This window comes from Parablautia muri (assembly GCF_009917485.1).
Classification (GTDB): Bacteria; Bacillota; Clostridia; order Lachnospirales; family Lachnospiraceae; genus Suilimivivens; species Suilimivivens muri.
In genome coordinates, this window is sequence record NZ_QZDT01000005.1 from 165866 (window position 1) to 178289 (window position 12424).

At 45.0% G+C, this 12424-nt stretch carries 12 protein-coding genes and 1 pseudogene; 1 reads left to right on the plus strand and 12 read right to left on the minus strand.

Features of this window, described 5'->3' with window-relative positions; all coding sequences use genetic code 11:
- The first annotated feature begins 160 nt into the window (after positions 1-160).
- Positions 161-454 (plus strand): helix-turn-helix domain-containing protein, encoded by a 294-nt coding sequence (locus tag D5281_RS05505; protein ID WP_160559131.1) that lies wholly within the window; start codon positions 161-163, stop codon positions 452-454.
- A 163-nt stretch (positions 455-617) separates the two neighbouring features.
- Here D5281_RS05505 and D5281_RS05510 read toward each other — a convergent pair whose 3' ends face one another.
- The 12 genes and pseudogenes from D5281_RS05510 to D5281_RS05560 all read right to left on the minus strand — a co-directional run bounded on the left by D5281_RS05510 (position 618) and on the right by D5281_RS05560 (position 12166).
- Positions 618-1973 carry an MATE family efflux transporter gene (locus D5281_RS05510; protein WP_330584855.1) on the minus strand — a complete coding sequence of 452 codons (1356 nt, stop codon included), beginning with the start codon at positions 1971-1973 and terminating at the stop codon, positions 618-620.
- 36 nt (positions 1974-2009) lie between these two features.
- A complete protein-coding gene (locus D5281_RS05515; RefSeq protein ID WP_160559132.1) occupies positions 2010-3053 on the minus strand; it encodes a helix-turn-helix domain-containing protein in 1044 nt (347 codons plus the stop codon).
- 424 nt (positions 3054-3477) lie between these two features.
- On the minus strand, positions 3478-3762 hold the full coding sequence (locus D5281_RS25465; protein WP_277935188.1) for a M20/M25/M40 family metallo-hydrolase: 285 nt from the start codon (positions 3760-3762) through the stop codon (positions 3478-3480).
- A complete protein-coding gene (locus D5281_RS25470) occupies positions 3741-3935 on the minus strand; it encodes a hypothetical protein (RefSeq protein ID WP_277935189.1) in 195 nt (64 codons plus the stop codon). Before D5281_RS25470 ends, D5281_RS25465 begins: the two co-directional genes overlap by 22 nt.
- A gap of 246 nt (positions 3936-4181) precedes the next feature.
- On the minus strand, positions 4182-4727 hold the full coding sequence (locus D5281_RS05525) for a DUF2441 domain-containing protein (protein WP_160559133.1): 546 nt from the start codon (positions 4725-4727) through the stop codon (positions 4182-4184).
- 63 nt (positions 4728-4790) lie between these two features.
- Positions 4791-5825, minus strand: a complete 1035-nt coding sequence (locus D5281_RS05530) for a S66 family peptidase (protein WP_160559134.1) — start codon at positions 5823-5825, stop codon at positions 4791-4793.
- 145 nt (positions 5826-5970) lie between these two features.
- Positions 5971-6633: a hypothetical protein gene (locus tag D5281_RS05535; RefSeq protein WP_277935190.1), complete on the minus strand. Its 663-nt coding sequence runs from the start codon at positions 6631-6633 to the stop codon at positions 5971-5973.
- A gap of 14 nt (positions 6634-6647) precedes the next feature.
- Positions 6648-7376 (minus strand): ATP-binding cassette domain-containing protein, encoded by a 729-nt coding sequence (locus tag D5281_RS05540; protein ID WP_330584856.1) that lies wholly within the window; start codon positions 7374-7376, stop codon positions 6648-6650.
- Positions 7377-7986: 610 nt separating this feature from the next.
- Complete coding sequence (locus D5281_RS05545) at positions 7987-9192, minus strand: sensor histidine kinase (RefSeq protein ID WP_277935191.1); 1206 nt, start codon at positions 9190-9192, stop codon at positions 7987-7989.
- A pseudogene (locus tag D5281_RS26885) lies at positions 9180-9704 on the minus strand (response regulator). The gene D5281_RS05545 and the pseudogene D5281_RS26885 overlap by 13 nt, the downstream one beginning before the upstream one ends.
- Positions 9694-10779 (minus strand): ethanolamine utilization protein EutH, encoded by a 1086-nt coding sequence (locus D5281_RS05555; RefSeq protein WP_160559135.1) that lies wholly within the window; start codon positions 10777-10779, stop codon positions 9694-9696. The pseudogene D5281_RS26885 and the gene D5281_RS05555 overlap by 11 nt, the downstream one beginning before the upstream one ends.
- 121 nt (positions 10780-10900) lie before the next feature.
- A complete protein-coding gene (locus D5281_RS05560; RefSeq protein ID WP_160559136.1) occupies positions 10901-12166 on the minus strand; it encodes an aminopeptidase P N-terminal domain-containing protein in 1266 nt (421 codons plus the stop codon).
- Positions 12167-12424: the final 258 nt, after the last annotated feature.

Genomic DNA, 12424 nt, shown 5'->3' on the forward strand with positions numbered 1-12424 from the left:
CGCTTATTTTCCACAGGTATATCGCTGCACAGAATGTACAGACTATTGTAGCAGGTTTTATTATACCACAATAAGTGTTTTTGTCAACACTTTGAGCGTTTCGTCTGCTCCTACTGTGTTCATAGTCCCTTTACAATAAATGTAGGAGGTGTATTGAATCATGATTAAAGGCTTACCCGAAAAATTAAAAATGCTACGCTCGAAGTACAATTTGTCTCAGAGAGAAGTTGCTGATAAGCTCTATGTATCATCCTCTATTATCTCCGGGTACGAGACAGGTGAACGGACTCCCAGCACAGAAAATATACTTGCGCTGGCCCATCTTTATCATTGTACTACTGACTATCTCTTAGGAAACAATATCCAAAATAAGGACATCATACTTGATACTACCGGTTTATCAAACAGGCAGATCCTTGCATTACAGGCATTGATAGAAACCATGAAAGGATAATATTCGAATATCCGTATCCTGTTGTTGTAAAAGATTATGTATATTGATGGCAAAAAAATACTCCTTTTTGATAAGAATCCGGAAGTTTATTACTTCCGAACTTGATTCTTATCAAAAAAGAGTCCTTTCTCTTAAAATAAAATCTTTTATATAGGGTTTATCGTTATTTCCCTTCTCTGATAACCGGATTTCTCCAAAAAGCAATCAAAAGCTCCGTCACCATGAAACACCATATCACCGGTTCGCAAAAGATAACTGCCATATACTGAAATCTCGGTATCAAAATTGCCACAAACAGAATCTTCCCAATCAGCTCAATTACGCTGGAAAAAATAGGAAGCATTTTCTGTCCAATCGCCTGCAGTCCAAATCTGGTAGGATTAATCATTCCTAAAATCGCCAAGAAAGGCGCCACCACACGCAGATACAGTGCCCCGTTTTCAATCACCATACGCTCCGAAGAACCGGAAAGCAGCCGCACTGCCGTGGGTGCAAAGAAAAGCATCAGCGCCGCAGCCCCAATAGACAGCACCGCCCCATAGAGGTAGGCACACTTCATTGCCTTCCGAATCCGCCCAATCTGCCTGGCTCCATAATTTTGAGAGATAAAGGTACTCATAGCATGGCTCATGGAAACGAAGGGCATATTCAAAAACTGATACAGTTTCCTGGCTGCCGTGTGTCCTGCAATCACCAGATATCCCAGACTGTTAATACCGGACTGCAATATCGCTGTACCTGCACTGACAACACAGTTCATAAATCCCATGGAAAGTCCCTGGGCTATCATCTCTTTATACAGCTCCCTGTCCCGGGTAAAATGCATTCTCCGGGGAATCAAAATTTTTACCTTAAACCCTATGTAGACAAGACAGCAAAGCACCGAAACTCCCTGAGCTATCACCGTTGCCACCGCAGCGCCCTTAACGCCCATCCCCAGTCCGGTAATAAAAAAGAAATCCAGCACAATATTTATCACCGATGACAGAATCAAAAACACCAAAGGCATCACACTGTTTCCGATTGCTCGAAGGAGCCCGGAGCACAGATTGTATGCAAACATAACCGCAATAAACAATGTTATGGTGGAAACATATGCATAAGACTGCTCAATGATTTCCGGTGGCGTATGCAGTACCTGTAAGAAAGGGTGAAGAATAAACCTTGCAAGCAAAGTGATAATTGCCATCGTACTTGCGCCAATCACAATCGCGGCAGCCACCGATTTTTTCAACTGCCCCATATCACCGCTTCCAAAGCTGCGGGCCGTCACAATGGCCAGTCCGTTACCGATACCGAAGCAAAATCCCATCAAAAGATCATAAACCGCCCCTGCGGCGCCCATAGCTGCCAGCGCTTCATCTCCCAGCGTATGCCCTATGATGACCGTATCCATTGTATTATAAAGCTGTTGAAAAATATTAGAAAATAAAAGCGGTATTGCAAAAATAATCAGCGATTTTAAAATAGGGCCTTGAAGCAAATCCACGGTAGATTTCCTGTCAGTCAGTATTTTCATATTCGTTCGTCTCCATTCTTTCATCAAAACTAGTATTTAAATTATTTCAGCTCCCATTAATTCCTGCCATCTTTTGTTACCTTTCAGAAATGCATAATCTTCCCCATCCCGAAAGCCTTCCAGCACCTTCTTTTTAAATTCTTCCAAAAATTCCTCGCTCTCCGCCCTAAACTCCATATGTTCATAAAGAGGCGATTTTCGGAAAGCACTAATCTGCCCAAGACTTGCAAGCATTCCTTCCATGATTGCCAGCATCTCATCCGCATCCTTTTCCAGTGATGCTATCTCGAGCCCACTTACTATCTCGTGAAGTTCTCCCATCTCAAAGCATTGCGCCAGTTCTCTTTGCTTATTCACCAGCATGTGCGCTCTTTCCATGTCCTTGCTTTTAAGCGCCAGCAAATACATTCCATGAAGCTCTGCACTTGCCCTTTGATAGTCGAAGAACAAAAGCTCCTCATAAACTTTATAAGCTTCCTTTTCCCTATCCGTTTCAGCATATATCTCTGCCTGCCTTCTTTTTCTTTCCGGATTTTGGACAGATAAATATTGCAGATACTCCTCCGCTTTATCATACTGCTTTTTCCTCATATAAAAACCAATGAGAGAGTCGGCAGCCCTTATCCGGGTTGCTTCCTCATCGCTTCCTAATACACGGATATAGAGAGAACATAAATAATCATCATATTCCTCCGCATTCGGAATCTCCTGTACCAGGCGCTGTGCATTAAAAATCACTGCCATATTCAAAATCAGCTGTTCGCAGTTGGGATATTGCGCCATCTTTTTCTTTGCCCACGCTAAAGCCTCGTCATAGGGCTTTTCTTTCAGCATGGCATCTGCTTCGCAGACCATTTGGTGTATTTCCTCCTGTGTCAGATCCTCCCGAAACGACAGCAGTGTATCCGGCGAAATGTCCAATAATCTTGCAATCGGCGCCAAAAGGGTAATATCCGGTAAAGAATTTTCATTTTCCCACTTATTCACGGCCGGTGCACTCACCCCCAGCCGTCCGGCCATTTCCTCCTGTGTCATGTTTTTTGCCTTCCGATACTTTCTGATTACTTTTCCTACTGACATATCCATCCTCCATATTGTTATCTTCGCGGCCGCTCTCATCTTGGTGGAAAAACATTCTTCCTGAAATAAGCATATCAAACCGACACAGGTCTTTCAACTGAAGTGTTGTTAAATAATTCTCAAAAAAATTAACTCCTGCTCATTTTTATAACCATGCTCCTTTCTCAACGTGCGAATTTGTGCGCTCAAGCACAAATTTGCGGTTGAAAGAATGCAATTCTTTCAACCTTACATCCTCCCGTGGCCGATTTCAAACCTGTTCCTCCAGCCATCGCATTGCCTGCCCCTCCGGCATGCATGGTTCCCACGGTTAAACAGCCTTCTCCCCCAATGCCAGTTCTCTCACATGAATTTCCTGAAGATCTATCAAAATATGTGTGGCTGCATTTAAGGGATCCACACCGGTATTGGGCATTGAGCCATGTCAGCCTGTTCCCTGCACTTTGAATTCAAAATAATCCACGGCCGGAGCACCCACACCGGCAGCAGATACGATAATGGTTCCCGCTTGGAAGGGCATCCCTGCCATAACATGAATCATAAACGCCGCGTCCACCTTTGGCGCTTTTAATAAACCGTTCTCTATCATATCCTGGGATCCTTCAAAGATTTCCTCCGCCGGTTGGAACATAAGCTTTACCGTTCCTTGTATTTCATCCTCGTGCTTCTTTAACAGCTTTGCCGCTCCTAAGAGCATTGCCGTATGCATATCGTGCCCGTATGCGTGATGTTGCCATTCCCACAGGAAAAATCCACCCCGGATTCCTCTTTTATTGGCAGTGCATCCATATCTGCACGGACTAATATAACCTTCCCTTCCTTTTTCCCTCCTGCCAGGGCAATCAAGCCGGCCTTTCCACATTCTACCGGTTCATATCCCATATCTGTCAGCGCCTTTTTCATATAAGCGCAGGTTTACCGCAAACCGAAACCTGTCTCTGCATGCGCATGTAAATACCTTCTATCAGAAACAATGCTCTCCTTCATCTGTTCCGCTTCTTTTAACAGTTGTTCTGATAACATCCTTATCACTTTCCTTTCTCATAACCTCTATCCGCTATTCTTTATGGTCTATATTTCCATATTCTTTCTGTTGCATTTATTTTCTATTCCTATCCCAACCAAGCTTCATCCTATATGACTGCCAATCTCTTTCACAATTTCAACTACGCGAATCCGGCCGTCCACCAGCATCTCATAAATCGGTATTTCTCCCTCATCCTCAGCCTTATTTTCCCAATACCGCTTTGCAAGTCTTAAGTTTTCCTCCTTATGTATCCGGCCGTCAAAGCATTTTGCAGCGTCCCCTACAAAGAAATTGCCTTCCGCTTCCATCTTCACAATATGGTAAGTAGGCCGCCCAATCTTAGAAAAAAATTGTCCCCATTTGTCCGCTTCCTCAAAAGTCCTGGAAACATACAGACAGTTCATTCTTGAAGGGCGGGAAGGGTACTTTTTCTGCCTGACCTCCTCAAGGGCTAATTCCCGCAGTGCCACCGATGTGTGGTGCTCCAGCTCCTTACCTTCATATTTCCCCGGATTGGCATAGATTTCATCCACGATATTCTTTTTTTCCATCACTCTTTGATATACACCGTTGTGGTGTGTCTCATCAAAGAGTATCACCTGTCCTGCCTTCATTGGCTTCTCCGTAACAACATGATATACATACATATGAAAAATTTCCTTTACCTGAAAGAAAAGCCGCAAACCAAAAGGTTTACAGCTTACCTTTCATTATTCAAACCGCATTCTCACTTCCATTTTCCCATCCTTTGCCTCAACCTGGGCCATGCTTCCTGTCACAAGCGGCATCATAGGCGGCAAATGTCCTATATCCGCATCCATTATCACAGGCACCTTATGCCTTTGCACCGTAGGCAAAATTGCCTGATACTGATCAAGTCCCATCATCTCCTGTCCAAAGCACAGAGGTCGGCCAATTAAAAATCCTTTCACATGTTCAAACCATCCTGCCTGCTCCATCTGCCACATAGCGCGCCTGATACTGAAAACATTTAAATCGCAGGATTCCAGGAACCAGATGATTCCATCTTCCTTATATTTTTCATGAAATGCCTTCACCCCATCAAAGCGGGTTCCCAGAAGATTCACCAGACAGTCCATGCAGCCTCCTACCAGACGGCCTTCCATGGAAATACTGTCGGTCTTTTCCATATTTCCCGATGCGTCCGGTCGATAAAGCTTCAGCTTAAGATCCTCTGTACACTGATAAGGCGCCAAGGCATCCTCTAATCCTTCTTTTTCCCACTTTCCATAGCTGCCCACCACTTTTCTTTTTCCCTGCAAAATCTCCATAGCTTCCATAAGGGCCGGGTGCCATGGCTCCATCCCAAATGCCGCCGCGCAGGGCCCATAAACGGCAGCCGTATCGCACAGGGTAGCCAGCAAAAAGGTCACATTCGTATTATCCGAAAAACCCATATACCACTTAGCAGGAGCCTTTTTAATTGCTTCAAAATCCACATGCTCCAGAATTTCACACATCATCTCACCGCCGCCGCAGGAAATCAGGCACTCATTTTTCTGACTCAAATAATATTCTGTCAGTTCCTTTCCGCATTTTTCCGGCGTATTGCTGATACCAACCCCTTTCTCTACATAACAATTCGGCCCAAGTTCCAGATGATAGCCCATAGCCTTCCATTTCTTTTGGGCGTTTTCAAAAGCCGTTTTGTAAGGATCCGTAGCACAACCAAAGGAAGGCGCCACAAATCCTATGTTTTTCTTTAAAGAATCAGGATATCTCATTCTTATACCTCCTGTATATCGCAGGCTGTGCCTGTGATACTGCACCAATTAAAAGTCTGATAGTTTACTTCCAAACCTATACTAACACACGAAAACTCTCTTTGACAAGCTCATACCTGTTTCATAATCAACTCAGTGTAAAATTTCATACAATCTGATGTGCTGCAAAAATCTTGTGGGAAGCCGCGCAGCCGCATACCAGAAAAACAAGCGCCACCGGCAAAAAAACCGGCAATAGATAGACTGCAGCAGAAACTGCAAAAGCTGTCATCTGATGCTTACTGACAGCCGATATCACCAGCGTAATTCCCGTCCCCCTAATTCCCCCCGTAAAAGCTAACAGGATTTGGTATGCAAGCAGAGCCCTACAGGTCAGATTGAAGGGAATATAACCTTCGGTAAATGTAACTGATGCAAATAAAATACTACAAGCAAGCGCCTCTTTGCCATACATCACAAATGCAAGTATTTTAGCAACTGGCACAAGCTCCGCCAGCATCTGCCTTACTTTTTCATCCGTCAGCAAACCTTCATATTTTGCCGCAATCGCCTTATCCAACTTTACCGCCTCTCCTCCACAAGCCTGGTGCTGCCCATCAAAGCAATACTGATTCTGATAAGTGGAAAAAGAAAGCAAGCCTGACAATAACAAAACCGCTATAAGCGCTACCTGTGTTATGCGCCTTCCATATATTTTCTTATGTTCAACTGTATTAATTTTTTCAACCTTACACCTCCTGCATACAATCCCTTTGCCTATTGTTCTATACCGCAAGCTGCGCTTGCGATACTGTGTTAATATCTCCATGAAAATTTTATCCTCTATTGCTCCCGGAAATAAAATAAATATAAATCCTCCAAGTTAGGCGTTACCCGGACAGCTTGTCCTCCCGGTGCATGCTCTATACTCCTGCCGTCTCCTTCATTTCTGATATTGTTCACATTCACTCCTTTTGCATACTCCTGTGCCCATTCTGTGGGAACCATGCATTCCCACACCATACCATCTATTGCAGAAGTAATCCCATGAGGACTTCCAAACTGTACAATCCGGCCGAACTTCATCATCACTATTTTCTCCGCAATAAAAGCAACATCTGACACAATATGGGTAGAAAGAATTGCAATTCTGTCCTTTGAAAAGGAGCTGAGCAAATTGCGGAACCGCACTCTCTCCTTCGGGTCAAGTCCTGTGGTCGGCTCATCAAGAATCAAAATATGTGGTTCGTTCAGCAGTGCCTGGGCAATACCCAGGCGCTGCTTCATCCCACCGGAAAAGGTTTTTATTTTATGCCTGCCTTCTTTGTATAGCTCCACTGCCTCAAGCATTTCCCAAGCCTTTTTCTTTGCCGCTTTCTCATGCAGCCCCTTTAGGGCTGCAACATATAGCAGAAAATCAATCGCCTTAAAATTCGGATAACACCCAAAATGTTGTGGAAGATATCCCCAAAAGCTGCAGTATGCTTCTCCAAGCCCTGTTATATTCTTACCATTTAAGAAAATCCCTCCTCCGGAAGGATCCTGCACCCTGCAGAGCAGGCGCATAAGCATAGTTTCCCCTGCCCCGTTGGCACCTAATAGTCCGTAACCCCCCCCCTGTCAAAGTAAGATTCATGTAGTCTACCGCCACCTTTTCACCATATCGTTTGGTTAACCCGATTGTTTTCAATTCCATCTTAATCCCCCATTCTTGCCAATGCCCTCAAATTGGGGCGAAAGCACATATTTGTTGTGTGCAAAATTTATTTTTCACACTATCCTCCATGATTCCGCTTTGCTGAATCCCAAATCAGAATGAAAAATGCCGTATTTTAGGCATTTTTCCGGGTGAAACTTAGAAGTTCTTAGCGAAACAGCCTCTGCTGTGAGCTTTAGGACTTCATTTCACACTATCCTCCATCCTTCCGATGATCTTCTCAATTTGTGACAACATCTCCCGGCGCCTTAACAGCTGTCAGCACATTCTGCGGACCGACTTATGAAAAAACGCTGTCACGTTTCGCGAAACAGCTTCTTAATCATAAAAATACTCTCCACGTGATTTATGGAGAGTATAAATGGTAATTATCTACTTTTTATCAACTTTTTTCTTGTAATAATCAGCCATCCCGTCAAGCATAACGGCGTTTGTCCGCCATCCTTTTTGCCTGCCTTTTATCTTTCAGGATACTTTGGGCAGCGTTTTCTTTACACCAAAAAAAGCTGTCACTCTGGCTCCTGTTGTGTGATTTTCCACCTTTAAGCAGCCCCCATGGCGCTCGCAGAGCATCTTACAGATAGAAAGTCCAAGGCCAAAATGCCCGTCATTTCCTTTTTCCTCCGTATAATAAGGATTCACCGCCTTTTCAAGCCCCTTTGCAGAAAATCCGCTGCCATCATCCATAACCTGCAAAAGGATTCCATCTTCCCTTTCCATGACACTGATTGTAATCACCTTATCGGCATACCTTATGGCATTTGAAAGCAGATTATTACATACCTGTAAAATCCAGTCTTTATCAACCAATAGCCCATGCTCGCTTATCCGGGACTGAAATTTCAGCTCTTTACCATAAGCCTTGCATTCCATATCTCCACTTTCACGGATAGAATCTAAAAGCTCATGGGGCAAATTAATCCTATACTCCGGCTGCATGTCCTCAAGCCGCCGCGATCTGCTCATTCCTTCCACATAATGCTCTAAACGCCCAATATGCTTTCCCATGGTAACCGCCATATTTCTTGTCTGCAACTCCGGGCTGTTTTCCAATATTTCATCATAGCCCTTCAACACCGTAAGAGGTGTGCGCAGCTCATGGGCAAAAACCGCATTCAATTGCTTTCTATCCTCTATCTGCCGCCACATTTTAGCAAAATTTTCAGCAAGTGCACTACGCATGGCTTCAAAGGAACCGCATAACTGCCCTAATTCATCAGCGCTATCATAAGCGACTACAAGCTCTAAATCATTGCGCGAAATCTTTTCGGACGCTTCCCGAAGCTCCTGAAGGGGCCTTTTTAATTTTCCTGAATAAAAGAGCATTGCCGCGGCAAAAATGCACAATGCCGAATAAACCGGCGCTGCCCCAACAATCAGAAATTCCAAAACAGCAATCCGCCTCTCATCTTCTTTAGATAACGGAACCCTTGATTTGCTGATAAACGTCCCTTCTCCCAATTGTTCCCCTTTTTCATTTGTCAGGTAATACCTTTCACCTCTTACAGGATAGCTATCTCTTATGGCTTCTATCCGATGGCTGCACAAATAAGCAGTCACACTGCTTAGAAAAAGTGCAAGCACGGTGAACACTGTCAGATAAAGGACAATGCTTTTTCGAAGCGAAAGATTCATCAGCCAATACTTCAGCCAGCGTCTTACCTTAAGCATTTATAACCACACCCCCAAACCGTTTCAATATAAGGCTTGTCTGTGTATGCCGACAGTCTTACGCGCACCCTGCGAATATGCTCTGTGACAACGCTGCGCAAAATCTATGGTTAAATCTCCTGCAAATTTTACCTGGGCCTCAAAATTGCGCCGCGTTTCCCTGCGCAGATGGGCCTGTACCCTTGCCTCCAGCTCTATAAGAGAAAAAGGCTTTACGATATAATCTCTCCGCCGGCTAAAAATCCCTTCACCTTATCCTCCTCCTCAATCCTTGCCGTAAGGAAAAGAATAGGGCATGCTACGTGGTCACGGATGCGTCTGCAAATAGACAATCCATCCAAATCAGGCATATTAATATCAAGCAAGATAAGTTCCGGCTCGTATTCAACCTGCTTTAAGGTCTCCGCCCCATTTGACGCCGTTAGCACATGATACCCTTTGCTTTCAAAAAAGCCTGCAAGCATTGCTGCAATATCCGGTTCATCATCCGCTATCAATAGTTTAAATCCCATTTTTATACCCCTCTGCTTTTCCGCTCAAACACAGGGAAAGCGCAAACGCCGCCGCCCCGCCGCTTAACTTTCCGCCAAATAAAGCTCCCAAAAGCTCCGGTTCCATACTGATTGTAAACCCCATATGTGCAGCCAGAAGACTTGCCGCACTTACCAAAAAAGCGGCGTTTGCCACTTTTCCCTTTTCATCCATATCCGAATACATGGAAAGTGCCGGCATAACGCTGACGCTGCCAACCAAAAGCCCCGCCATGCTCTCCGGCTTCATGCCAAGCTTTTTTCCCAGCCATGTAAAAGGCTTTTTCAGCCTCCGCTGCAAAAATTCTGCTGCCGGAAGGCTCCCCAACATAACAATCCCAATAGAAACCACCACATCCATGGCCTCTTTCACAGGCGCCATTCCTTTCACAGGGTTAAAACCGCACATATACTCTACCACAGCCAATATAAGTCCCGCCTTGATCACTATATTGATACCGCCGGCAAATGTACAAAAACCCCGGACCATTTTATCCGGATTTCTCCACAAACCAAAAAGCAATAAAACTGCAAGTACAAAGGTCGGCAGATTTTGCCGCAGACAGGCCCTAAGCGGAATCCCTGCAAGTATCCCGCCTGCTAAAAGCCCCACCGGCATAGTCACAAGGCCGTACATAATCCCTTTTGCAAAAAACTGCCGCTCCCCATCCTTTATCATTCCCATCCCTACCGGAATCGTAAAGACCACGGTGCATCCGAAAATCGCCGCTGCCACAATCCCGCTGTAGTTTCCAATCCGCCCATCTATTGCCAGCTCCTTTGCAAGCTGATAGCCGCCCATATCAATGGCTAGGAAACTTCCGAACATAGCCGGGTCCACGCCGATTTTCAGGTAGAAGGGCACAATAAATCTCCCCAAAACATCCGCCAAAACAGGGGCCAAACAAATCATGCCTGCCATGGACATCGCCGTAGGGCCAAGCAGGCGAAACCCCTCCTCAAATCTGGATCCGTAGCCGCCCTTGTTCCCCCTGATACTGTCTATTCCCCCCACAATCACCCCTGCCGCCATTATCAGCATCAGTACACGATTCATGTCGATACCTCACAATTTTCTTTTCATCCAACTCGTAACAGTACACGAAGGCAAAGACGCCTGGTCCCTTGCCCGCTGCCAAAGCAGCTAACTTTGCCCATAAACGGACCCTGGCCTTTTGCTAAATGCTTGCCGCATAATACCCTTTTTTCATGGTATCCTCTATTTCTGCAATAGTCCTCGGGGTAATCACAGAAAGATTTTCGCATCCGTCCTCCGTCACAAGGCAGTTATCCTCTAACCTAAAGCCGATTCCCCACTCTTCATGGTAGATTCCCACATCCACACAAAAGACCATTCCCGGCGCAATAACCTCAGGCTGCTTAATGGCATCATGCACATCAAAGCCCACATGGTGTGCCCCTCCATGCCACATATAAGTACCAATCTCCTCCACATTTTTCAGTACCCCCGCTTCTTTCAGCATTAGCGCATTATACCTTCTGATTTCCGCATCTACCTCCGCCATGGGCATACCCGGTTTTATCATTCCAAACATATGATTTGAAGTCTTAAGGGCGCACTCATAAAGACGTCTTTGCTTTTCATTATATCTTCCATTGCAGGGCCATCCTCTGGACACATCGTTCATCAGATGATCGTGCCATGCCCCCACATCATTCAGCACCATATCTCCATCCTGAGCCTGTCCCGTATAGGAATAATAATGAATGCAAAAATTATTTTTCCCCGCGGAAATAATGGACGGGAAGGCCGGTCCCTGGGGCCCGTACTGTCCCAGCGTATAGTCAAAAACCGCCTTGTACTGGTATTCATACATCCCCGGCCTAGAAGCCTTCATCATCGCGGTAATACCCTCCCTGGTGATCTTCTCCGCCTCCCGCATGGCTTCTATCTCACAGGGCTGTTTGATAGTCCGCAGACTGCGGACTATGGCATTGGCATTTTCAATCCGAAGATACGGGTATACCTTGGCTGCTTTAGAAAGCAGCCGGTGGGCAGGCAAATCTCCATCATCCGTATCTTCTTTGTATACATCCAAATACAGATATTGATAATTTCCCACCGAAGCCAGCTTATGGAAATCCGTCTCAAACTCCTCCACATATCCAAAGTTCCCGATTCCCGATGTTTCCTCCACCTGCCCAGGCTTCATCCGCTCCCCCGTCCAGCGCTCTTTTAACAAATCCGGCGGCAGCATATAAATCTTTTCATTTATCTCACTCTCCGAATCCTTTCTCACAAGCAAAATAAATTCTTTGCCCTCCAGCCCTGTAAGATACAAAAAATTCCGGTCCGTATAAAAAGGGTAATACTCATCGCTTGTTTTGCGCACTTCCCTGCCTGAAAACATCACCAGCAAAGAATGGGGTTTCATTTCCTGGTACATCCTCCTTCTGTTTCCCTTAAAAAATTCTTTCCTCATTTTCACATCCTCCATCTTTCCACTCCCCACAAATTAGGGCACGTCACAGTTTCCACGGCCTCTTTTCTATTCCATACTATAGCACACCCTGTCACAAAACTGCAATCACTCCCAATATTCCTATATAAAACCACTTGTCCATGGACATTCCTGACCTGTGAAAACTATTTATATTAATAATTTAATAACTCAAACTTCGCACATAGATTTTAGCTATGCACCTTGAAAACTCAATATCTGGCAATGATTCAATTATCA

Excerpts from the sequence above, each read along its gene's own strand:
- D5281_RS05505 (WP_160559131.1), top strand. The coding sequence starts at position 161 with ATGATTAAAGGCTTACCCGAAAAATTAAAAATGCTACGCTCGAAGTAC.
- D5281_RS05510 (WP_330584855.1), bottom strand. The coding sequence starts at position 1,973 with ATGAAAATACTGACTGACAGGAAATCTACCGTGGATTTGCTTCAAGGC.
- D5281_RS05515 (WP_160559132.1), bottom strand. The coding sequence starts at position 3,053 with ATGTCAGTAGGAAAAGTAATCAGAAAGTATCGGAAGGCAAAAAACATG.
- D5281_RS25465 (WP_277935188.1), bottom strand. The coding sequence starts at position 3,762 with ATGCATACGGCAATGCTCTTAGGAGCGGCAAAGCTGTTAAAGAAGCAC.
- D5281_RS25470 (WP_277935189.1), bottom strand. The coding sequence starts at position 3,935 with ATGGGATATGAACCGGTAGAATGTGGAAAGGCCGGCTTGATTGCCCTG.
- D5281_RS05525 (WP_160559133.1), bottom strand. The coding sequence starts at position 4,727 with ATGTATGTATATCATGTTGTTACGGAGAAGCCAATGAAGGCAGGACAG.
- D5281_RS05530 (WP_160559134.1), bottom strand. The coding sequence starts at position 5,825 with ATGAGATATCCTGATTCTTTAAAGAAAAACATAGGATTTGTGGCGCCT.
- D5281_RS05535 (WP_277935190.1), bottom strand. The coding sequence starts at position 6,633 with ATGGAGATATTAACACAGTATCGCAAGCGCAGCTTGCGGTATAGAACA.
- D5281_RS05540 (WP_330584856.1), bottom strand. The coding sequence starts at position 7,376 with ATGCTTATGCGCCTGCTCTGCAGGGTGCAGGATCCTTCCGGAGGAGGG.
- D5281_RS05545 (WP_277935191.1), bottom strand. The coding sequence starts at position 9,192 with ATGCTTAAGGTAAGACGCTGGCTGAAGTATTGGCTGATGAATCTTTCG.
- D5281_RS05555 (WP_160559135.1), bottom strand. The coding sequence starts at position 10,779 with ATGAATCGTGTACTGATGCTGATAATGGCGGCAGGGGTGATTGTGGGG.
- D5281_RS05560 (WP_160559136.1), bottom strand. The coding sequence starts at position 12,166 with ATGAGGAAAGAATTTTTTAAGGGAAACAGAAGGAGGATGTACCAGGAA.